At 69.4% G+C, this 22419-nt stretch carries 19 protein-coding genes and 1 riboswitch; of the genes, 5 read left to right on the top strand and 14 right to left on the bottom strand.

The window, feature by feature from the left end; genetic code table 11:
• Nucleotides 1-4: 4 nt before the first annotated feature.
• The 3 genes from FHX80_RS21640 to mnmA all read right to left on the bottom strand — a co-directional run bounded on the left by FHX80_RS21640 (nt 5) and on the right by mnmA (nt 3862).
• On the bottom strand, nt 5-1594 hold the full coding sequence (locus FHX80_RS21640) for a M4 family metallopeptidase (protein ID WP_145767422.1): 1590 nt from the start codon (nt 1592-1594) through the stop codon (nt 5-7).
• 800 nt (nt 1595-2394) lie between these two features.
• Nucleotides 2395-2619: an IS3 family transposase gene (locus FHX80_RS36420; RefSeq protein ID WP_145767421.1), complete on the bottom strand. Its 225-nt coding sequence runs from the start codon at nt 2617-2619 to the stop codon at nt 2395-2397.
• A gap of 112 nt (nt 2620-2731) precedes the next feature.
• A complete protein-coding gene (gene mnmA, locus FHX80_RS21630) occupies nt 2732-3862 on the bottom strand; it encodes a tRNA 2-thiouridine(34) synthase MnmA (RefSeq protein ID WP_145765712.1) in 1131 nt (376 codons plus the stop codon).
• Between the two features lie 61 nt (nt 3863-3923).
• On the opposite strand from mnmA, the gene FHX80_RS21625 reads away from it, so the two are divergent.
• Nucleotides 3924-4604, top strand: a complete 681-nt coding sequence (locus FHX80_RS21625; RefSeq protein WP_145765711.1) for an N-acetylmuramoyl-L-alanine amidase — start codon at nt 3924-3926, stop codon at nt 4602-4604.
• A 189-nt stretch (nt 4605-4793) separates the two neighbouring features.
• Here FHX80_RS21625 and FHX80_RS21620 read toward each other — a convergent pair whose 3' ends face one another.
• The 11 genes from FHX80_RS21620 to FHX80_RS21570 all read right to left on the bottom strand — a co-directional run bounded on the left by FHX80_RS21620 (nt 4794) and on the right by FHX80_RS21570 (nt 17118).
• Nucleotides 4794-5963, bottom strand: coding sequence for a cysteine desulfurase family protein (locus FHX80_RS21620; protein ID WP_145765710.1), 1170 nt, complete (start codon nt 5961-5963; stop codon nt 4794-4796).
• 182 nt (nt 5964-6145) lie between these two features.
• The gene (locus tag FHX80_RS21615; RefSeq protein WP_145765709.1) at nt 6146-7012 is read right to left on the bottom strand and encodes a thioesterase family protein; all 867 of its coding nucleotides are present in this window, start codon (nt 7010-7012) and stop codon (nt 6146-6148) included.
• Nucleotides 7013-7150: 138 nt separating this feature from the next.
• Entirely contained in the window at nt 7151-7810 is a 660-nt protein-coding gene (locus tag FHX80_RS21610) for a trimeric intracellular cation channel family protein (RefSeq protein WP_145765708.1), read from the bottom strand.
• An 18-nt stretch (nt 7811-7828) separates the two neighbouring features.
• A complete protein-coding gene (locus FHX80_RS21605; protein ID WP_375889705.1) occupies nt 7829-9025 on the bottom strand; it encodes an ABC transporter ATP-binding protein in 1197 nt (398 codons plus the stop codon).
• Nucleotides 9026-9081: 56 nt separating this feature from the next.
• Nucleotides 9082-10170, bottom strand: coding sequence for an ABC transporter ATP-binding protein (locus tag FHX80_RS21600; RefSeq protein ID WP_145765707.1), 1089 nt, complete (start codon nt 10168-10170; stop codon nt 9082-9084).
• On the bottom strand, nt 10167-11177 hold the full coding sequence (locus FHX80_RS21595; protein ID WP_145765706.1) for an ABC transporter permease: 1011 nt from the start codon (nt 11175-11177) through the stop codon (nt 10167-10169). Before FHX80_RS21595 ends, FHX80_RS21600 begins: the two co-directional genes overlap by 4 nt.
• A gap of 142 nt (nt 11178-11319) precedes the next feature.
• A complete protein-coding gene (locus tag FHX80_RS21590; protein WP_145765705.1) occupies nt 11320-13083 on the bottom strand; it encodes an ABC transporter substrate-binding protein in 1764 nt (587 codons plus the stop codon).
• Between the two features lie 72 nt (nt 13084-13155).
• Nucleotides 13156-14154, bottom strand: coding sequence for an ABC transporter permease (locus FHX80_RS21585; RefSeq protein ID WP_145765704.1), 999 nt, complete (start codon nt 14152-14154; stop codon nt 13156-13158).
• 418 nt (nt 14155-14572) lie between these two features.
• Nucleotides 14573-15379 carry an enhanced serine sensitivity protein SseB C-terminal domain-containing protein gene (locus FHX80_RS21580; RefSeq protein ID WP_145765703.1) on the bottom strand — a complete coding sequence of 269 codons (807 nt, stop codon included), beginning with the start codon at nt 15377-15379 and terminating at the stop codon, nt 14573-14575.
• A 167-nt stretch (nt 15380-15546) separates the two neighbouring features.
• Entirely contained in the window at nt 15547-16317 is a 771-nt protein-coding gene (locus tag FHX80_RS21575) for an enhanced serine sensitivity protein SseB (RefSeq protein WP_145765702.1), read from the bottom strand.
• Nucleotides 16318-16404: 87 nt separating this feature from the next.
• On the bottom strand, nt 16405-17118 hold the full coding sequence (locus FHX80_RS21570) for an AAA family ATPase (protein ID WP_145765701.1): 714 nt from the start codon (nt 17116-17118) through the stop codon (nt 16405-16407).
• Nucleotides 17119-17275: 157 nt separating this feature from the next.
• Nucleotides 17276-17368, top strand: a riboswitch (glycine riboswitch).
• A 141-nt stretch (nt 17369-17509) separates the two neighbouring features.
• Between FHX80_RS21570 and gcvT the strand changes: the two genes are divergently transcribed.
• From gcvT to FHX80_RS21550, 4 genes are all read left to right on the top strand, one after another.
• Nucleotides 17510-18625, top strand: coding sequence for a glycine cleavage system aminomethyltransferase GcvT (gene gcvT, locus FHX80_RS21565; RefSeq protein ID WP_145765700.1), 1116 nt, complete (start codon nt 17510-17512; stop codon nt 18623-18625).
• A gap of 101 nt (nt 18626-18726) precedes the next feature.
• Nucleotides 18727-19104 carry a glycine cleavage system protein GcvH gene (gcvH, locus tag FHX80_RS21560; RefSeq protein ID WP_145765699.1) on the top strand — a complete coding sequence of 126 codons (378 nt, stop codon included), beginning with the start codon at nt 18727-18729 and terminating at the stop codon, nt 19102-19104.
• 19 nt (nt 19105-19123) lie between these two features.
• Nucleotides 19124-20380, top strand: coding sequence for a serine hydroxymethyltransferase (glyA, locus tag FHX80_RS21555; RefSeq protein WP_145765698.1), 1257 nt, complete (start codon nt 19124-19126; stop codon nt 20378-20380).
• A gap of 184 nt (nt 20381-20564) precedes the next feature.
• Nucleotides 20565-21947: an L-serine ammonia-lyase gene (locus tag FHX80_RS21550; protein ID WP_145765697.1), complete on the top strand. Its 1383-nt coding sequence runs from the start codon at nt 20565-20567 to the stop codon at nt 21945-21947.
• Nucleotides 21948-22419 lie beyond the last annotated feature (472 nt).

Here is a 22419-nt window from a genome sequence, read left to right as displayed (position 1 = left end):
TGGATCAGGCCACGTTGATGGCGGTCCAGGCGGCACCGACCGCCTTGTACTCGGCGCTCGACGTTCCGTACAGGGCGCCCGCCGCGCTCAGCGTCGCGGTGCGCGCCTTCGCGTAGTTGGTGGTGGACGTCATGTATGTGGTGAGCGCCTTGTACCAGATCTGGATGGCCTTGTCCCGACCGATGCCGGTCACCGCGGATCCGCTGTACGTGGGGCTGTTGTAGCTCACCCCGTTGATGGTCTTCGCGCCACTGCCCTCGGACAGCAGGTAGAAGAAGTGGTTGGCGGGACCCGAGGAGTAGTGGACATCGAGGTTGCCCAGGGTCGAGGACCAGTAGTCCTTCGAGCCCCCGTCCTTGCTCGGCTTGTCCATGTAGCGCAGCGGCGTGCCGTTGCCGTTGATGTTGATCTTCTCGCCGATGAGGTAGTCGCCCGGGTCGCTCGGGTTGTTCGCGTAGAACTCGACCGCGGCGCCGAAGATGTCGGAGGTCGCCTCGTTCAGACCGCCGGACTCACCGCTGTAGTTGAGCTTGGCCGTCGCGGCCGTGAGGCCGTGACTCATCTCGTGCGCGGCCACGTCGAGCGAGGTCAGCGGGTGGGTGTTGCCCGAGCCGTCGCCGTACGTCATGCAGAAGCAGCTGTCGCTCCAGAACGCGTTGACATAGTTGTTGCCGTAGTGGGCGCGGGAGTAGGACGCGACACCGTTGTTCTTGATGCCGTTACGGCCGACGACGTTCTTGTAGAAGTCCCAGGTCACCGCGGCGCCGTAGTGGACATCCACGGCGGCGCTCTGGCGGCCGCCGGACCAGATGTCGTCGGCGTCGGTGAAGAGCGTGCCGGTGCCCGAGGTGCCCTGGTTCAGGTCGTACGTCTTGTGGCTGCCGCGGGTGCCGTCGGTGAGGTTGTACGTGGTGCCGCTCTTGGTGGTGCCGAGCGTCACCGATCCGCTGTAGGTCCCGGTGCCGGTACCGGTCTCGATGGCCTCGTCCTTGAACAGCTCCTTGCCGGTGGCGGCGTCGGTGACGACGTGGAGCTCGCTCGGCGTACCGTCGGGCTGGACGCCCCTGACCACGGTCTCCCAGGCGAGCACGGGCGTGCCGGAGGCCGCCCAGATCACCTTGCGGGGCGCGTCTTCCGCCGCGGCCTTTGCGGTCTTCTCGGCCGAAGCGGCCTTCAGGGCGGTCGACTTCGCGACGGTCGCGGTGACCTCGGCGTCGGTGGTGGCCACGGATATCCGGGCCGAGACCGCCTTGGTCACAGTGCTCTTTCCGGCAGCCGTCTCGTGGACGACAAGGTCGCCGCCGAGGACGGGCAAGCCCGCGTAGGTCCGCTCGTACCGGGTGTGAACCGTGCCGTCGGTGTCCTTGATGACGTCCCGGACAACCAGCTTCTCCTGGCTTCCGAGAGCAAGGGACTTGGCCTCGCTCGTGGTGTCCGCCTGCGCGTCCTTGATGGCCTCGGCACGCTGACTGGGGGTGAACGCCACAGCTGTCGCGCCACTGTCCCGAGCGGCGTCGGGCTGAGCACTGGCCGGCCCCGACTGAACTCCGACGACCACCATGGCGGCGGAGGCCACGAGGGCCGCGACGCGCATGGTGTTCTTGCGGGGGGCGATGCTGCGGAGAGGGGAAGCTACGAGTCTCACTCAGTCTCCAAGAGGGTTCGGCCGCCGGGTGGGCAGCCTGCGTGGGGTAGCGACGGCCATGGGTGGGGCCGCCGCCCGCTGGTGCTGAGGTGCGCATGCCAAGAAGCACTCGCTCCGCTGTACGAACTACGCGCGGCGAGCCGTCCAGAGCGTGCCATCAATCAGACTCGTTCGACCAGATAGGAAACGAAAATTTTTGACCTTGCGTTGTCAGTCGAGTAGGGCATAGAGACGTCAAACGGTCGTATTGGCAGGGAACTTGGGGTGCCGGACAGCCCGGCATGGAGAGCGGATGGCCCCCGCGGGCGACAGCCGGGACACCCTCCGCCGTCAGGTGGCGCGGTTCTCACCGCGCGCTGCCTCGAAGGGGTGGCGCTATTTTGAGGGGGCTCACCGCCGGGCGTGACGTCCGTACCGCTCAGGGGGACCGGCGCCACGCGAAGTGGCCGTGCTGCTCGAAGAGACCGCAGTACGATCCGAGGGCCGGGGCGATGTCTGAAGTGCCCCCTGAACGTGGACAGCGGGTGGTGACGCTGCGGGGGTCAGGTCTGGTTGCGGCAGGCGCCGCGTTTCGAGTGGGGCGAGGTACCCGAACTCGGGGTGCTTGCGGAGTCCGGTGCGGTTGTACTCGATCTCGATGAAGCGGAAGACGTCGTCACGTGCGTCCGCGCGGGATTCCCGGACGGTGGTGCCGATCTCCGCTCGACGGGGAGAGGCATGTCATGGCGCCGACCAGCTCTCGCCCCGGCTCATCGGCGGTGAAGTCGCGTCCGATCACGTCGGGGGGACGGGGCGGCCTTGCTGTCGGCCTCAGTGAGGTTGCGGCGTTTGCGACCGGTGACCCCGCGGAGGTCGCGCTCGCGCATGTTCCGTTGGTATTTCTTGCGGTTGACCGGCCGGCCCGTACGCCGCAGCTCGGCGTGCACGCGCGGGACGCCAGAAGCACCACGGGACGTGGCATGGATCTCCCGGATCTCCTCGTGCGTTCCTCACTCGGCCGCACGGCCTGCGCCGGCCCCGGGCCACTGGCAGCAGGAGGACCGGCCCAGCCCATGACCACCGCGAGGCCTGTGGCAGCCCTGTCCGTCAGCTGACGGCTGCTTCGGTACTCCGCACCGTCGTCGCGATCGTCGCGGAGCCGACCACCCGGGTCCCGTCGTACAGCACGACCGCCTGGCCCGGGGCCACGCCCCGTACCGGCTCGGCGAACGCGACGTGGAGCGTCCCGTCGAGCAGCTCGGCCGTCACCTCGGTCTCACCGCCGTGGGCGCGGAGCTGGGCGGTGTACGCGCCGGGACCGGCCGGCGGTGTACCGCACCAACGGGGCCTGATCGCGGTCAGGGCGGTCACGTCGAGAGCCTCGACGGGCCCGACGGTGACCGTGTTGTTCACCGGGGAGATGTCCAGGACGTAGCGCGGCTTGCCGTCGGCGGCGGGGTGGCCGATACGCAGCCCCTTGCGCTGACCGATGGTGAAGCCGAAGGCACCCTCGTGGGTACCGAGCTTCGTGCCGGACTCGTCGAGGATGTCGCCCTCGGCGGTGCCGCCGAGACGGCCCGCCAGGAAGCCCTGGGTGTCGCCGTCGGCGATGAAGCAGATGTCGTGGCTGTCGGGCTTCTTGGCGACGGCGAGATTGCGGCGCTCGGCCTCGGCGCGGATCTCGTCCTTCGTGGTGAGGGTGTCGCCGAGCGGGAACATCGCGTGGGCGAGCTGGCGCTCGTCCAGGACGCCCAGCACATAGCTCTGGTCCTTGGCCATGTCGGATGCCCGGTGCAGCTCGCGGTTGCCGTCATCGCCGAGGACGACGGTGGCGTAGTGGCCGGTGCAGACGGCGTCGAAGCCCAGGGCGAGGGCCTTGTCGAGCAGCGCGGCGAACTTGATCTTCTCGTTGCAGCGCAGGCACGGGTTGGGGGTGCGCCCCGCCTCGTACTCGGCGACGAAGTCCTCCACGACGTCCTCGCGGAAGCGTTCCGCCAGGTCCCAGACGTAGAAGGGGATGCCGATGACGTCCGCGGCGCGGCGGGCGTCGCGGGAGTCCTCGATCGTGCAACAGCCTCGGGCTCCGGTCCGGAAGGACTGCGGATTCGCGGAGAGGGCGAGGTGGACACCGGTCACGTCGTGGCCCGCCTCGGCGGCGCGGGCCGCGGCGACGGCGGAGTCGACACCGCCCGACATGGCGGCGAGTACACGGAGGGGGCGCTGGGAAGTCTGAGTCATAGCTCCACCAGGGTACGGGGCGCCGGGAACCGAACGCTCATGGATATGCGTTGTCGATCACATGGGGACCAAGGGCACGGCGGGCGCCAAGGGGTCCGCCGGGGCGACGGGCAGCGGCATCAGCCGGCGTTCGGTGCTGATCGGCGGGGCCGTCACGGCGGTCGGCGCGGCGGCGCTGGCCCGTGACCGGCTGGAACGTGCCTGGTGGCGGCTGCCCGGCGTGGAGAAGTCCCGCACGCCGGGCGAGGTGGACTACGCGCGGGCCAAGTGGACGGCGGCGTCCCCGGCGAACTGGCGGCGGGCGGACCGCCCCGACGACTTCGGCATCGACCGGGTCGTCATCCATGTCACCCAGGGCAGTTTCCGGAGCGCCGTCAAGGTCTTCCAGGACCCGGGACACGGGGCGGCGGCACACTACGTGGTGCGCAGGGACGGTCATGTGGCGCAGATGATCCGCGAGCTGGACGTGGCCTTCCACGCGGGGAACCGCTCGTACAACGAACGCAGCGTCGGCATCGAGCACGAGGGCTTCGTGGACCGCCCGCAGGACTTCACGGCGGCGATGTACGGGGCGTCCGCCCGGCTGACCGCGGCGATATGCGGGCGGTACGGGATACCGGTGGACCGCGATCACATCATCGGGCACGTGGAGGTGCCGGGCGCCGATCACACGGACCCGGGGAAGCACTGGGACTGGGACCGCTACATGAAGCTGGTCCGGGCGGCGGAGCGCGCCCGGTGACGGCGCCGGCCCGTTCCCGATCGTCGGACCGGCTCGGAACATGACCTCAATGGCCGGCCCGGCTCGGAGCATGGCCTCGATCGCCGGACCGGTTCGGAAAGTCTCCTCGGTCGCCGGCCCGGCTCGGAACATGACCTCGATCGCCGGACCGGTTCGGAAGGTGTTCTCGATCGCCGGCCGGGCTCGGATTCAGCTGAGCCCCGCCGTCCGCGCGCGTTCGACCGCCGGGCCGATCGCCCGGGCCACCTCGTCGATGTCCTGCTTGGTCGTGGTGTGGCCGAGCGAGAAACGCAGGGTGCCGCGCGCCAGGTCCGGATCGGTCCCGGTGGCGAGCAGGACGTGACTGGGCTGGGCGATCCCGGCCGTGCAGGCGGAACCGGTGGAGCACTCGATGCCCTGGGCGTCCAGCAGCAGCAGGAGGGAGTCGCCCTCGCAGCCGGGGAACGTGAAGTGCGCGTTGGCCGGGAGCCGCCCGCCGGGGGCCGGGTCGCCGCCGAGGAGCGCGTCCGGGACCTCCGCCAGCACGGCCGCGGTCAGCTGGTCCCGGAGGCCGCCGATCTCCCGGGCGAACTCGTCCCGACCGTCGGCGGCGAGCCGTCCCGCGACGGCGAACGCCGCGACGCCGGGCACGTCGAGGGTGCCGGAGCGGACATGGCGCTCCTGACCGCCACCGTGCAGCACGGGCACAGGGGTGTACTCGCGGCCGAGCAGCAGCGCGCCGATGCCGAACGGGCCGCCGATCTTGTGTGCGCTGACCGTCATCGCGGCCAGTCCGGAGCGGGCGAAGTCGACTTCCAGCTGCCCGAAGGCCTGCACCGCGTCCGCATGCATGGGCACGTCGAACTCGCGGGCGATGGAGGCCAGTTCATGGACCGGCATGATGGTGCCGATCTCGTTGTTGGCCCACATCACGGTGATCATCGCGACGTCGTCGGGGTTACGGTCCAGCGCCTCGCGCAGCACCTCCGGGTGGACGCGCCCGTACCGGTCGACGGGGAGGTACTCGACCGTCGCGCCCTCGTGCTCGGCGAGCCAGTCCACCGCGTCCAGCACCGCGTGGTGCTCGACCGGACTGGCCAGTACGCGGGTGCGGTGGGGGTCGGCGTCGCGGCGGGCCCAGTACAGGCCCTTCACGGCGAGGTTGTCCGCCTCGGTGCCGCCGGAGGTGAGGACCACCTCGCTGGGGCGCGCGCCGAGGGCGTCCGCGAGGGTCTCTCTGGACTCCTCGACGGTACGGCGGGCCCGGCGCCCGGAGGCGTGCAGGGAGGACGCGTTGCCGGTGACAGCGAGCTGGGCGGTCATCGCCGCGATCGCTTCCGGAAGCATCGGCGTGGTCGCGGCGTGGTCGAGGTAAGCCATGGTGCGCTCGATTCTACGAGCCCGCGGCGGGGAGTACGGCGGCCGCATGGCGTCCCGGGGCCCGCGCGCCCCGGAAGGTGCGCCCAGGCCGCCCCCTGGCGGAGCCCGATCCGGCGGGGCGAGCGTCGACGGTCGCGCCCTGTCGGCGGCCGGACCGCGCATGTTCCGGCCGCCGCGGGGTGTCAGCTGCGCGGCGCCCTGGCGAGCTGGCGGGACTGGGCGACCAGCCGGTCCGCACTGTCCCAGACGTCCGCGTCCTCCTCCAGGAAGCCGCCCGCGAGGTTGCGGGTGGTGATGGAGACACGGAGCGGTCCGGGGGCCGGGCGGCAGCGGATGTGGGTGGTGAGTTCGATGGTCGGGGTCCAGCCCTTGAGCCCCAGTTCGAACGAGGTCGGCGGCAGTGCGTCGACGGTGAGCAGCAGCGAGAGCGGGTCGGCGTCGCGGCCGTCCGCGAGGCCGAACCAGCCGCGCATCTCGCCCTTGCCGGACGGCCGGCCCACGGCCCAGCCGATCGTCGCCGGGTCGAGCTTGATGTCGAGCCGTTCGGTGATGGCGGAGCTGCCAGGGATCGGGGCCGGGCCGTCGCTCGGGCCCAGGCAGTGCTCGCGGGGCGGGATGGCCGGCGGCTTCGCCGATGTGCGGATGTCCTCGGTCAGGGCGTCCAGGTCGCCGTAGGTGGCGAGGACCCGGATGCGCTCGACCTCGGTGCCGTCTTCCGCGTACTGGAAGAGGGAGGCCTGGCCGGTGGAGAGGGTGCGCCCGGTCCGGACGGCCTGGGTGCGGATCACGGCGGGCCCCGGGACGGACGCGGTGAGGTAGTGCGCGGAGACCGAGAAGGGGTCCGCGTGCGGGAGTGCCTCACCGAGCGCGCGGCCGAGCATCGCGAGCAGGTAGCCGCCGTTGACGGCGTGGATGATCGTCCAGCCGGCGGAGAGCTCGGCGTCGTAGACGCCTTCTTCGCGAAGCGTGACGGCGGTGTCCCGGTCGAACTCGCTGTCGCCGATGGTCGCCTGCGCGGTCTGTGCCGCCTGCGTTGCTGCCTGTGCCATGGAATGCACCGTACACCGATTGCATTACTGAGCGGTAGCTTTTCCGGTCGGTGAGACGGGGGGTACCCGCGCCACCCACGGCCGGTGAGACGCGGGGTACCCGCGCCGCCCCCGGCCGTGAGACGCGGAGTACCCGCACTACCCCTCCTCGGCCGTCGCCGAGCGCCGGTTGTAGGCGCGCGGGGCCCGCCAGTGGTAGCGCAGGGCCAGCAGCCGCAGCACGAACGCCGTGATCACCGCGGCCCCGCTGGTGAAGGCGTTGAGCGCGTCGAAGCGGATGCAGAGCACGATCATCGTGGCCCCCACGATCGCGGGCACCGCGTACAGGTCGCGGTCCCAGCGCAGCAGCGAGGGCACCTCGTTGGCGAGTACGTCCCGCAGCACACCGCCACCGACCGCGGTGGCCAGCCCGAGCGCCGCCGACGCGGTGAGGCCGAGGCCGTAGTCGTACGCCTTGACCGTTCCGGTGACGCAGAAGAGCCCGAGCCCGGCCGCGTCGAAGACGTTCACGCCCACCTGGATCCGCTCGACGTGCGGATGCATGAAGAAGACCAGCCCGGCGGCGAGCAGCGGGGTGGTGAAGTACCCGAGATCGGTGAAGGCGGCGGGCGGCACCGCACCGATGATCACGTCACGGAACAGCCCTCCGCCCAGCGCGGTGACCTCGGCGAGCACCGCGATGCCGAAGACATCGAAGTTCTTGCGTACGGCCAGCAAAGCGCCGGAGATCGCGAAGACGAAGATCCCGACGATGTCGAGCGCATGCTGGACGGAGGGCGTGAACAGTTCGTTGAGCACCGGGCAATTGTGCCGGTACTACTCCTTCGCGCCGTCCTCCGCCGGCTCGGAGGGTGTTGCGGTGCCGTCCTCGGTGGGCGTCGCGCCGCTCTCGGGCGGCTCCTCGGCGGAGGCCTCCGGCTTCGCCGGTGCGATCAGCTCGACCGCTTCCCGGGCCTCGGCGAGCACCTGCTGCCCCGGTACCTGGTCCGGTGCGTTCTCCGGGTGGTGGCAGGCGACCTGGTGGCCGGTCTTCAGCGCGATCAGCGGCGGTTCCTGCGTCTTGCAGATCTCCGTCGCCTTCCAGCACCGGGTGTGGAACCGGCAGCCACTGGGCGGCGAGATCGGCGAGGGCACATCTCCCTTGAGCAGGATGCGCTCGCTCTTCAGCCCGCGCCGCCTGGGGTCCGGCACCGGCACGGCGGACATCAGGGCCGTGGTGTACGGGTGCATCGGCGTCGAGTACAGCGCCTTGCGGTCCGCCAGCTCGACGATCTTGCCGAGGTACATGACCGCGATCCGGTCCGAGACATGGCGGATGACCGAGAGGTCGTGCGCGATGATCACGTACGTGAGGCCGAGCTCGTCCTGGAGGTCGTCGAGCAGGTTGACCACCTGTGCCTGGATCGACACGTCCAACGCGGAGACCGGTTCGTCGGCCACGACGAGCTTCGGGCGCAGGGCGAGCGCGCGGGCGATGCCGATGCGCTGGCGCTGTCCGCCGGAGAACTCGTGCGGGTAGCGGTTGTAGTGCTCGGGGCTGAGCCCCACCAGCTGGAGCAGCTCCTGGACGTGGTTCTTGAGACCGCCCTCGGGCTCGACGTTCTGGAGCCTGAACGGCGCGCTGACGATGGTGCCGATCGTGTGCCGCGGGTTCAGCGAGGAGTACGGGTCCTGGAAGATCATCTGGATGTCGCGGCGCATCGGCCGCATCTTGCCCATGGACAGATGCGTGATGTCGCGGCCGTCGAACTCGACCTTGCCGCCGCTCGGTTCGATCAGCCGGGTGATCAGCCGGCCCATCGTCGACTTGCCGCAGCCGGACTCGCCGACGACGCCCAGGGTCTCCCCCGGGTACACCTCGAAGTCGATGCCGTCGACGGCCTTGACCGCGGCGCTCTGCCGGCCGAACACTCCCTTGCGGATCGGGAAGTGCTTGACCAGGCCCTCGACCCTGAGCAACGGCTCGGGCGAGGAGGCGGCCTGCTCCGGGATCGTCACGTCCTTCTCCAGCACCGGGGGATTCTTCTTCTCGCTCACGTCACTCACGTCGCTCACATCACTCGCCCCGCTCACAGCTTCGGCGCAATCTCTTCGGTCCAGATCCGGGCCCGCTCCTCCGGTGCCATGTGGCAGGCGGAGAAGTGCCCGTCACCGGCCTGCTTCAGCTCGGGACGCGTCGTGCGGGTGAGGTCGTCCTTGGGGATGTCCGCGTACGGGCAGCGCGGGTTGAACGCGCAGCCGCTCGGGACGTTGATCAGCGACGGCGGCTGGCCCTTGACGGGGATCAGCCGCTCGGTCTCCTCACGGTCGATGCGCGGCATCGAGGTGAGCAGACCCCAGGTGTACGGGTGCTGGGCCTCGTAGAAGACCTTCTCCGCCGTGCCGCGCTCGATGCACCGGCCGCCGTACATCACCAGGAGCTCGTCGGCCATCTCCGCGACGACCCCGAGGTCGTGGGTGATCATGATGACGGCGGAGCCGAACTCCTTCTGCAGGTCCCGGATCAGGTCCAGGATCTGCGCCTGGACGGTGACGTCCAGGGCGGTGGTCGGCTCGTCCGCGATGAGCAGTTCCGGGTTGTTGACGAGGGCCATCGCGATCATGGCGCGCTGGCGCATGCCGCCGGAGAACTCGTGCGGGTGGGAGTCGACCCGCTTGTGCGGCTCGGGGATGCCGACCCGGTCGAGCATCTCGATGGCGCGGGTGCGGGCGATCTTCTTGCTGACCTTGTTGTGGACCCGGTACGCCTCCACGATCTGTCCGCCGACCGTGAAGTACGGGTGCATCGCGGAGAGCGGGTCCTGGAAGATCATGGCCATCTTGCGGCCGCGCAGCTCGCGCACCCGGTCGTCGGACGCGCCGATCAGCTCCTCGCCGTCCAGCCAGACCTCGCCGGAGATGGAGGCGTTGGGTGCCGTGCGGTGCAGGCCCATCACGCCGAGGGAGGTGACGGACTTCCCGGAGCCGGACTCGCCCACGATGCCGAGGGTCTGTCCGGGCTTCACGTCGAAGCTGACGCCGTCGACCGACTTGACCAGGCCGTCGTCCGTCTTGAAGTGGATGCGCAGGTCCCGTACGGAGAGGAAGGCGTCGTCGCCGGCCCGCGCGGCGGCGGGCTCGCCGGCCGTCGCGGTCTGTGCCTTGGAAACCTCGGTCACGAGTACCTCACTCTGGGGTCGATGGCGGCGTACACCAGGTCCACCAGCAGATTGCAGACGACGATGAAGAAGGCCGCGATGAGCGTCACGCCCAGCACGACGGGCAGGTCGTTCTGCTGGACGCCCTTGATGGCGTAGAAGCCGAGGCCCTGGAACGAGAACACCTGCTCGGTGATGACCGCACCGCCGACCAGCAGGCCGAAGTCCATGCCGAAGATGGTGACGATCGGGGTGAGCGCGGCCCGCAGACCGTGCTTGCCGATGATCACTCGGTCCTTGAGGCCCTTGGCGCGGGCCGTCCGGATGTAGTCCTCACCCATGGTCTCCAGCATCCCGGCTCTGGTGATGCGGGCGTAGAGCGCGGAGTAGAGGAAGGCCAGCGAACACCACGGGATCAGCAGGTTCCAGGCCCAGTCGAGCGGACTCTCCGTGAACGGGACGTAGTCGACGTTCCCCCAGATGGGCCACTGAACGGTGAACAGCCCCAGTGCGAGCATGCCGGTGAAGAAGATCGGCAGCGAGACGCCGGCGAGCGCGACACCCATGAAGAAACGGTCCAGCAGCGAGCCCCGCTTGAGCGCGGAGACGACACCGATCGCCACACCGCTGAGCAGCCAGATCACCGCGGCACCGATGGCCAGCGAGAAGGTGACCGGGATCCGCGCGGTCAGCTCGGGCCAGACCTCGACGTGGTTCTTGAACGAGTAGCCGAAGCAAGGCACTCCGCAGTGCGAGGCGTCGGGGCCGAACCTGTAGTCGGCGCCGACGAAGATCTGCTTGAGGAAGTGCCAGAACTGCGCATACAGCGGCTGGTCGAGGCCAAGATTCTGCTTGACCGCGAGGATGGACTGCGGATTGGCGTCCTTGCCCACGTACTGGGCCGCCAGTTGGTCCATCGTCTGCCCGGCTATCCGGGGGACGAGGAAGAAAATCGCGAAGGTGACTGCGCTGACGATCAACAGCAGCAGTACCGCGCCGAAGACGCGTCGGATGATGTACGCAGCCACAGCTATCCGGCGCCGGTATCTGTCTGCCGGGGGTGACCCGTGCGGTCGGACACCGTGCCTTCACCTGCCTTTCAGGACAATTCTGGGGGCCCGGGGGGCCGCTCCCCGGGCCGCGTGCGCGGCCCGGGGAGCGGAGCCGTACCTACTTGGCGGAACCCATCAGCACGTAGTCGTACATGCCGAGGTAGGCCTGGGTGACCGTGACGTTCGTCGCGGACGCCGGCCGGAGCAGCAGGTTCTTGCGGTAGATCAGCGGCACGGCGGTCGCGCCTTCGGCCACGGCCTTGTCGACGTCGCCCCACGCCTTCTCACGGGCGGCGGTGTCGGTGTTGGCGATGCCCTCGTTGAGCAGCTTGTTGATCTTCGGGTCGTTCAGTTCCTGGACGTTGTTGCCACCGGACGGCTTGATGGCCGAGCCGTTGATGATCTGGTCCAGGAAGCCGAAGCCGGTCGGCCAGTCGGCACCCCAGGCGCTCATGATCATGCCGAGCTTGTTCGCGTGCACGTAGCTCGGGTTGCCCGCGAAGTTCGAGAAGTACTTACCGGCCGGGAAGCTCTTGATCTCGGCGTTGATGCCGATCTTCTTGAGCGAGGCCTGCACCGCGGTGACCATGGCCATCTCGGCGGGGCGGTCGGAGCGGGCCGAGATCTTGGTGTCGAAGCCCTTCGGCTTGCCGCACTGCTTCAGCTCGTCCTTGGCCTTGGCCTCGTCGCCCTTGTGGCCGGCCGACTCGTACAGGTCGAACTTCGAGTAGCCGTTGACCGTCGGGGGCAGCAGGGTCGTCGCGACGTCACCCTTGGGGTCGCCACCCTGGGCGGCCTGGACCGAAGCCTTGTCGAGGCCCCACTGCACGGCCTTGCGGCAGTGGATGTTGTCGAACGGCTTCACGTTGACGTTCAGGCCGATGTACGAGGTGGCACCCGCGTACGAGTTGTCGGTCTGCTTCTTCAGGTCGGGCTTGGTGAGCACGTCCGGCTGGGTGGCCGGGGCGACACCGGTACCGGCGCCGTCAGCGGTGATGTTGTCGGCGATCAGGTTGTTGTCGACCGTCTCCTGCTTGACCTTGAAGCGCACCGTCACCTTGTCCGGCAGGGCCGGGCGGATCGGGTCGGTCTTCGGGTCCCAGTTCGGGTTGCGCACGAGGGTCGCGCCGCGGCCCTCGTCGTACGACTCGAACTTGTACGGGCCCGAGGACACGATGTGCTTCACATAGTCGGCGCCCTTGTCCTTCGAGGCCGGCACGGGGGCCGTCTGCGAGAAGGTCGCCAGGTAGTCGAAGTCCGCGAAGGCGTCCTTCAGCTTGAAGACGATCGTGTTGTCGTCCGGCGTCTCGATGGAGGAGATGCCGTCGGGGTTCTTGTCGTTGTACGGACCCTTGTACTTGTCGCCACCCATGAGGTGGGCCTTGAAGTACGTCGGGCCGTTGGACAGGGCCTCCGGCGCGAAGTTGGAGCGCTCGACGGCGTACTTGACGTCCTTCGAGGTGATCGGGGTCCCGTCCTCGAACTTGAGACCCTTCTTCAGCGTGTACGTCCAGGTCTTCGCGTCCGCGCTCGCCTTGCCGAGGCTTTCCGCGAGGTCCGGGACGATCTCCAGACCGTCCTTGCCGGCGGCCGGCTTGAAGGACGTCAGGGTGCGGCCGTACAGGCGGGCGAAGTTCTGCACCCAGCCGTAGTACGTGTTGCCGGGGTCGAGGGAGTCGGGCTCGTCCGACATCTCGATCTTGACGGTCCCACCCTTCTTGTCCGACTTGTTGACTATGGAGGTCAGCGCGGCGTCAGTGGCGCCGGAGCCCTTGCCGTTGGTGCCGCCGCCGTTGTCGTCCTTGGAGTCGTTGCACGCGGACGCGCTCAGCATCAGGACCACAGCCGTGGCAACCACCGCTGTCGTTTTTCTGGTCTTCACCTGAGGAAATTCCCCTCAATCGATGGTTGCCATGACATGTCGCACGTCGGAGTGACGAGCGCCCGGGCAGTACTACTTGCTGCGGGGGTCGAGGGCATCACGCAGCCCGTCTCCCAGCAGGTTGAACGCCAGGACCGTGACGAAGATGGCCACGCCTGGCACGATCATGTACATCGGGTCGTTCCGGTAGAAGTCGATCGCGTTGGTGAGCATCCCGCCCCAGGAGGCCTGCGGCGGGGCGATACCGACCCCGAGATAGCTGAGACCCGCCTCGAAGAGGATGTTCGAGGGGATCAGCAGCGTCGAGTAGACCAGGATGGGCGCCACCAGGTTCGGCAGCAGCTCCCGGAAGAGGATGAAGGGTCCCCGGGCGCCCAACGACCGGGCTGCCTCGACGAATTCGCGGTTGCGCAGGCTCATCGTCTGGGCCCGGACGATACGTCCCATGTACGGCCAGCTGAAGAAGCCGATCACGAAGATCAGCACGGCGATCCGCAGTGGCAGCCCCTCCAGGCCGAACGCACCGTCCTGCAGCGCCGCCGAGATGGAGATCGCGAACAGCAGGAGCGGGAAGGCCAGGAAGGTGTCCATCATGCGGCTGATGACCGTGTCGACCCAGCCTCCGTAGAACCCCGAGACCACGCCGAAGAAGACGCCGATCACCACGGAGAGCAGGGTGGCGCCGACGGCGACGACGAGGGAGACCCAGGAGCCCTCGATGATCCGGGTCATGATGTCGCGGCCGTACTGCGGTTCGACGCCGAGCGGATGGCTCCAACTCATGCCGCCCCAGTCGCCCTTGGGGGCGAGCAGCGCGGGGTCGATGAGGTCCTGGTGGAACTCGTTGGGGTCCAGACCGAAGAAGGCCTGGATCGGCTTGGAGAGAACGGCGAGCAGGATCAGCAGGATGACAACGATGCCGCCGGCCACTGCCACCTTGTCGCGCTTGAAGCGCGTCCAGGCGATCTGCCCGAGCGAACGGCCTTCGATCTGGCTCTGCTTGACTCCCGTGAGTACTGCCTCCGGCTGAGCCTCGGCAGCCGATCCGGTGGTCTCGATCGGTGCGGTCACAGTGCCTTTGACCCCTCCCGCCGGCGGTGGCCGGCCCTTGCTCGCCGCGGTAACGGCCTGGCGCGTGTCAGCCGCGCTTGTTCATGCGGCTGATGTCTTCGGTGCGTAAAAGTGACTGCGGACTGTCCGCCGGGGCAACCTCGTACAAAGGGCCGACGATCCCCACTAGCCGGGAGTCTTCAACCCAGTTGCGATCACCCGCCAGACCTGACGGGGAATGTTTGCTCAAACGTGATGCGGTCAGTGAGCTTCCGTTATCCGGACAGCACCGCCGAGTGAGCGGACCACTCGGTCACTAATCCACCAGAACGGACATGTTACCCAACAGGCCTTATTGGGTGGCTATTTGGGTGAAGCGGGCGGTCATCTTGTCCGCCGGGGGGACCTTTGTCCGCCCCGGTGGGCGGGCTCGACGGGCCTAGTAGGCGTGCGGGGCCGGACCGGGCGCCTGCGGGTAGCCGTAACCCGGAGCGACGCCGCCGCTCCGGCCGGCCGGGGCGTGCGACTCACGGTCGTAGAACGGCCGGGAGTTGCCCCGCAACCACATCGCGACCGGGTCGTACTCGTCGGACATGGCGACGGTGGAGACCGGCAGCCCCTCCGGAACCGCGCCGATCGACTGCTGCATCATCGCGCGCACCGCGTCGACGGACGGCTGGCTCGTGTCGTACAGATCGAGACCGATGGCGAGGTACGGAGCACCGAGCGCGGGCTGCACCCAGGCGCGGCGCAGCGAGCGGATCGCCGGGGTGTGGTGGGCGTTCTGCGTCAGCTGGGCGTAGAACTGCGGGGTCTCGACGGCGGGGTCGCTGATCCGCAGTGGACCGGCGGGCATCCGGTCGAGGCCGGTGGCGATCCGGCGCAGGTCGAGCCAGGGAATGCCCACACCGCCGCCCGGTGCGTGCGGGTTGAGCCAGAGGCCCCAGCGGTCGGGGAACAGCGTACGGGCGATGTCGTGTCCGCCCACCACCTCATGGGCCCGGTTCCAGCCACTGGCGGAGAGCTCCTGGGCCGAGGTGACACAGGGGGCGTAGCCGAGGCCGTCGATCTCCATGTTGCCGTACTGGGCGTCGGGCGAGCCGGCCCGGCCGTGCCAGAGCAGCATCCAGATCCGGTCGGCCGCCAGGGCCTGGAGCAACGCCTCGTACGCGTCGTAGCGCCCGGGCGTCACTTGGCGCAGCATGTGCTCGACCTTTCCGGCCGCCGCGGTGCCTGACGCACTCACCCTGGGTCCCGCCCCTCTTCGATCCACTGTGTCGGCCCGCCGCTCCCGGGACACCCGGGTACGGCGCGCTGCCGAGACACCAGCCATCAAACCAGCTTAGGCGCCGGTCCTGACACCGACTTGACGCCATGGGCCGGCGTCGTCACCCCGCGGCGCACGGGGCCGCGCTACTCTCCGGCGCGCTGATAGAACGGCCGGATCCTCGCGCGCATCCAGTCGGCGACCGGGTCCTGAGCCACGTCGAGCAGCACCAGATTGACCGGCCACGGCACCTCGACGCGGCCGAGCGCCCGGCCGAGGGCGTCCATGGGGTCGTTGCGCCCGGCGCCGTCCCAGGTCAAGAACTCGACGCCGACGAAGAGGACGGGGTCGCCGCCCTCGATGCTGGCCAGGGCCCTGCGGGCGCTGCGCACGACACCGCTCTCCTCGAACTCGCCGGCCGCGGCGGAGAGGAAGTCGACGGGCTCCTCCTTCCAGTCCGGCTCGAAGAGCCGGACCCGGCCGCCGGTGGTCGGCCCGTCGAGCACGGTGCGTCCGGCCCGGCAGAGTTCGGCCACGGCGGGCGGCGGGAGTGGCATGCCGACCGCACCGCCCGGGTTCACCGCGACGCCGAGCTGCGGGGGCAGTCCGCGGGCGAACTCGACGGCGGGCGCCACGGTGAAGGACATATGGGCGCCGACGCAGCTGAGGAACTGCTGCTCGGAGCTGAACACGGGAACGTACGGCGCGCCGTCGATCTCCAGTGTCGGCAGGTCCAGGTCGATGGCGTCCGGTCCGCCGCCGTTGGGCAGGGGCACCCAGAGATGGCTGCGGCCGAGCACCTCCAGGAGCCGGCCGCCCGCCTCCGGGCTGCCGAGCGAGGAGCCCAGTACTTGTTCGAGCTCGTTGGCCGGCCATCCGCCCTGCGGATCGGTGTGGCCCTGCGCCGGAATGTCCACTGCTTCCCTCTCTCGCCCCGTGCCGTGCAAGCAAGAGGTTAGCGCCGCGCACCGGGCGTCCGGGCATCGGACAGCCCGCTCACGGCCTCACCCGCGATGGGCGGCGGCGTCGTACCCGCTCTCGCTCCGTGCGTCCGCGAAGGTGATCCGTGTCAGCAGCGCCGCCGCCTCGCGGTCCAGCAGCACCGCCGAGACGCAGCCGAGCGGCAGCAGGCCCGTCTCGGTGTCCCGCAGCAGCCTCCGTAACGCCCTGCGGTGCCGGGCGAACGCGTATCCGGAGACGCCGCGCCCCCGTTCGCGCTGGCCCGCCCGTGCCGTCTGCGGGGTGACGTCGAGCAGGACGAGGTGCAGGATGCGGCCGCGCCGCCGGGCGTCGCGCGCCAGCCAGCAGCGCACCCAGGACTGGGTGCCGCAGTCGTGGACGACGACGGAGGCGCCGGAGCGCAGCACCCGCCACAGTCCCCAGTAGTGGGCGACGCGGACGAGCGGCCGGTAGAGGGCGTACGGGACCGGGCGGGGCAGCAGACCGGCCCAGCGGTCCCTGGTGTCCTGGGAGTCGATGACGCGGGCGGACACCGTCCGCCTGATCAGTGTCGTTTTGCCGCTGCCCGGCAGCCCGGAGACCACCACGACATCGCCCGCCGCGAAGTGCAGGCTCCGCGGGCTGCGCCCGTCGCGCTCCCTGAGATCCCGCACCACGGGTCCGTGCGGGCCCGGCATCTCCCGGGTCGGCGTGCCCGGCTGCGCGGGCAGTGCGCCGTGCGCGACCCCCGCGGTCGTCGCGTACCGCTGCAACGTCATCGCCATCCCCCTGTCGGCTGACCCACACCTGCCCAAGAAGTGTAAAGAAAAGGTAATGCGGCACAAGCTTCCGACCCGCCGGATCCGGTGGGGTACCGGCGCCCCACTGCCCCCCGATGCATGCGATGATGGCCCGGCCAACTGCATAAAGGCCGCTTGAATCCGCGCGGGAGAGTTCCGGCCACTGGCCGGGCGCCGAAGGAGCAAGATCCTCCCTTGAATCTCTCAGGCCCCGTACCGCGTGGATGAGGCAGATCTGAAAAGCGAGTCGCCCAGCGGCTCCACCCAAGGTGCAAGCCGAACCCCTCCGGGGTCTCTCGGCGAACCTCTCAGGTTCCGATGACAGATGGGGAGGGATCGTCCTCGTCGTCATGCCCTGGGAGCCATATCCATGAGCACCGCCCCCCGTCTCACCGCCCTCGATGCCCTGCACCGTTCGCTGGGCGCCACGATGACCGACTTCGCGGGCTGGGACATGCCCCTGCGGTACGCCAGTGAGCGCGACGAGCACAACGCCGTGCGTACGAAGGCCGGCCTCTTCGACCTCTCCCACATGGGCGAGATCACCGTCACCGGCCCGGCGGCCGTGGACCTGCTGAACTTCGCGCTGGTCGGCAACATCGGAACCGTCTCCGTGGGCCGGGCCCGCTACACGATGATCTGCGCCGAGGACGGCGGCATCCTGGACGACCTGATCGTGTACCGGCTGGCGGAGACCGAGTACATGGTCGTCGCCAACGCGGGCAACGCCCAGATCGTGCTGGACGCGCTGACCGCCCGCGCCGAGGGCTTCGACGCCGAGGTGCGCGACGACCACGACGCGTACGCGCTGCTCGCCGTCCAGGGCCCCGAGTCCCCCGCCATCCTGGCCTCCGTCACCGACGCCGATCTGGACGGGCTGAAGTACTACGCCGGTCTGCCCGGCACGGTCGCCGGGGTCCCCGCGCTGATCGCCCGTACCGGCTACACCGGCGAGGACGGCTTCGAGCTGTTCGTCGCCCCCGGGCACGCCGAGCAGCTGTGGCGGGCGCTCACCGAGGCCGGCGCCTCCCGCGGCCTGATCCCCTGCGGGCTCTCCTGCCGCGACACGCTGCGCCTGGAGGCGGGCATGCCGCTGTACGGGCACGAGCTGACGACCGGACTGACCCCGTTCGACGCCGGGCTCGGCCGGGTCGTGAAGTTCGAGAAGGAGGGCGACTTCGTCGGCCGCAAGGCCCTGGAGGCCGCCGCCGAGCGCGCCGAGAGCGCCCCGCCTCGCAAGCTCGTCGGCCTGGTCGCCGAGGGCCGCCGGGTGCCGCGGGCGGGCTTCCCCGTCGTCGCCGGCGGCCAGGTCGTCGGCGAGGTCACCTCGGGAGCCCCGTCACCCACCCTCGGCAAGCCGATCGCCATGGCGTACGTCGACGCCGCACACGCCACGCCCGGCACCGAGGGCGTCGCCGTGGACATCCGGGGCAGCCACGAGCCGTACGAGGTCGTGGCGCTGCCGTTCTACAAGCGCCGCAAGTAGGCCGTGGGCGCCGCAGGGCCCCGCACACGTGACGCAGTCGTGTCTCACACCGTAAGACCATCGTTCATCAGCACTCCCCCGCGTACAGGAGAATTCAGGTCATGAGCAACCCCCAGCAGCTGCGGTACAGCAAGGAGCACGAGTGGCTGTCGGCCGTCGAGGACGGCGTGGCGACGATCGGCATCACGGAGTACGCGGCCAACGCGCTCGGTGACGTCGTCTACGCCCAGCTCCCCGAGGTCGGCGACACGGTGACCGCGGGCGAGACCTGCGGTGAGCTGGAGTCGACCAAGTCGGTGAGCGACCTGTACTCGCCGGTGACCGGCGAGATCACGGCCGCGAACCAGGACGTCGTGGACGACCCCTCGCTGGTGAACTCCGCGCCGTTCGAAGGCGGCTGGCTGTTCAAGGTACGCGTCGCGGAGGAGCCGAAGGATCTGCTCTCCGCAGACGAGTACACCGAGTTCTCCGGCAACTGAGACCCCAAGGGACCACCTGATGTCGCTTCTCAACTCCTCCCTCCACGAGCTGGACCCGGACGTCGCCGCCGCTGTCGACGCCGAGCTCCACCGTCAGCAGTCCACCCTCGAAATGATCGCCTCGGAGAACTTCGCTCCGGTCGCGGTCATGGAGGCCCAGGGCTCCGTCCTGACCAACAAGTACGCCGAGGGCTACCCGGGCCGCCGCTACTACGGCGGCTGTGAGCACGTCGACGTGGTCGAGCAGATCGCCATCGACCGCGTCAAGGCGCTCTTCGGCGCCGAGGCCGCGAACGTGCAGCCGCACTCCGGCGCGCAGGCCAACGCCGCCGCGATGTTCGCGCTGCTGAAGCCGGGCGACACGATCATGGGCCTGAACCTGGCCCACGGCGGTCACCTGACCCACGGCATGAAGATCAACTTCTCCGGCAAGCTCTACAACGTGGTCCCGTACCACGTGGACGAGACCGGCGTCGTGGACATGGCCGAGGTCGAGCGCCTCGCCAAGGAGTCCAAGCCGAAGATGATCGTGGCCGGCTGGTCCGCCTACCCCCGTCAGCTGGACTTCGCCGCCTTCCGCCGGATCGCGGACGAGGTCGGCGCTTACCTGATGGTCGACATGGCGCACTTCGCGGGTCTGGTCGCCGCGGGTCTGCACCCCAACCCGGTGCCGCACGCCCACATCGTCACGACCACCACGCACAAGACCCTCGGCGGTCCGCGCGGCGGTGTGATCCTCTCCACCCAGGAGCTCGCCAAGAAGATCAACTCGGCGGTCTTCCCGGGTCAGCAGGGCGGCCCGCTGGAGCACGTGATCGCGGCCAAGGCGGTCTCGTTCAAGGTCGCGGCGGGCGACGAGTTCAAGGAGCGCCAGCAGCGCACCCTGGACGGTGCCCGCATCCTCGCTGAGCGTCTGGTGCAGCCGGACGTCACCGAGGTCGGCGTCTCCGTCCTGTCCGGCGGCACGGACGTGCACCTGGTCCTGGTGGACCTGCGCAACTCCGAGCTGGACGGCCAGCAGGCCGAGGACCGCCTCCACGAGCTGGGCATCACGGTCAACCGGAACGCCATCCCGAACGACCCGCGGCCGCCGATGGTCACCTCGGGCCTGCGGATCGGCACCCCGGCCCTGGCCACCCGCGGTTTCCAGACGGAGGACTTCACCGAGGTCGCCGAGATCATCGCGTCCGCCCTCAAGCCGTCCTACGACGCGGACGACCTGAGGGCCCGCGTCGTCGCGCTCGCCGAGAAGTTCCCGCTGTACCCCGGTCTGTAGTCCGGACCTGCGTTACTTGCACGTCGTACTTGCACGTCGTACTTGCATGTCGGGGAGGGGCACCGCGCACACTGAACAGTGGGCGCGGTGCCCCATCCCTTGTCCCCGCTCTTCGGGCCCACCCGGCCCGTACCGCACCACCCGGCAGACAACGGCGTCCGCCAACGCTTCAGAGGAGTCACCCGTGGCCATCTCGGTCTTCGACCTGTTCTCGATCGGCATCGGCCCGTCCAGCTCCCATACGGTCGGCCCGATGCGCGCGGCCCGTATGTTCGCGCGCCGGCTGAAGAACGAGGGCCTGCTGGCCCACACCGCCTCGATACGCGCCGAGCTGTTCGGCTCGCTCGGCGCCACCGGCCACGGCCACGGCACCCCCAAGGCCGTGCTGCTCGGCCTGGAGGGCGAGTCCCCCCGCACCGTCGACGTGGAAACGGCCGACGACCGGGTCGCCGAGATCCGCTCCACCGGCCGGCTCAACCTCCTCGGCATGCACGAGATCGCCTTCGACGCCGACGAGCACCTGATCCTGCACCGCCGCAAGACCCTGCCGTACCACGCCAACGGCATGACGGTCTTCGCGTACGACCTCGACGGCACCCCGCTCCTGGAGAAGACGTACTACTCGGTCGGCGGCGGCTTCGTCGTCGACGAGGACGCGGTGGGCGAGGACCGGATCGTCCTCGACGACACCGTGCTGAAGAACCCTTTCCGCACCGGCGACGAACTGCTGCGCCTCGCCCAGGACACCGGTCTGTCGATCTCCTCCCTGATGCTGGAGAACGAGCGCGCCTGGCGCACGGAGGACGAGATCCGCTCCGGCCTGCTGGACATCTGGCGCTCCATGCAGGCGTGCGTGTCCCGCGGCATGTCCCGCGAGGGCATCCTGCCCGGCGGCCTCAAGGTCCGCCGCCGCGCCGCGAACACCGCCCGCCAACTGCGTGCCGAGGGCGATCCGCAGACCCACGCGATGGAGTGGATCACCCTCTACGCGATGGCGGTCAACGAGGAGAACGCCGCGGGCGGCCGCGTCGTCACCGCCCCGACCAACGGCGCCGCGGGCATCATCCCGGCGGTGCTGCACTACTACGTGAACTTCGCGGCCGGCGGCGCGACCGAGGCGGAGAAGGACGACAGCATCGTCCGCTTCCTCCTGGCCGCCGGAGCGATCGGCATGCTCTTCAAGGAGAACGCCTCCATCTCCGGCGCCGAGGTCGGCTGCCAGGGCGAGGTCGGCTCCGCCTGCTCCATGGCCGCGGGCGCCCTCGCCGAGGTGCTGGGCGGTACCCCCGAGCAGGTCGAGAACGCCGCCGAGATCGGCATGGAGCACAACCTGGGCCTGACCTGCGACCCGGTCGGCGGCCTCGTCCAGATCCCGTGCATCGAGCGCAACGGCATGGCGGCGGTGAAGGCCGTCACGGCGGCGAAGATGGCGCTGCGCGGCGACGGCAACCACAAGGTCTCCCTCGACAAGGTCATCAAGACCATGAAGGAGACGGGCGCCGACATGAGCGTGAAGTACAAGGAGACGGCCCGGGGCGGGCTCGCGGTGAACATCATCGAGTGCTAGGCACGTAGGCCCTGATCCGCGTGTTCGCAACCATCAGCACGGTCAGGGCCTTCCCTGCCCACTTCCCCGCTCACTTCCGTGCTCATGTGGCGGAACGCCCCGGGCGCCATCGACGGCCGTGTCGCTGTCACCGCACCTGATCCGGACAGGCAGGCTCGCCTCGCCGCCTGCCTGAGCCGGGCCCACGGTGAGAAGTAACCCGTTCGACGTACCGGTACCTCGTACCGGTACGTCGAACGGGTTACAGACATGCCCGCGGCCCGTCACCCCAGCCGACACGCGAGTGCCCCAACTGCCCATAACTGAGCAGATGTTCATTCCGAACACACATTTTCAGTCACATGCACCTTCCCTCCCCCGCATACTGGGAGTTCACTGGTCGTGACGAGTGGTGACGCAATCGCCGTGCACGTCAGGCGGTCCGCTGCCGTGGGCCCCACGGGTCCGGCTCCGATTCCCAGGCTCCGGCGGA

Source organism: Streptomyces brevispora (genome assembly GCF_007829885.1).
Classification (GTDB): Bacteria; Actinomycetota; Actinomycetes; order Streptomycetales; family Streptomycetaceae; genus Streptomyces; species Streptomyces brevispora.
This window is presented reverse-complemented; position numbering and strand designations above follow the sequence as displayed.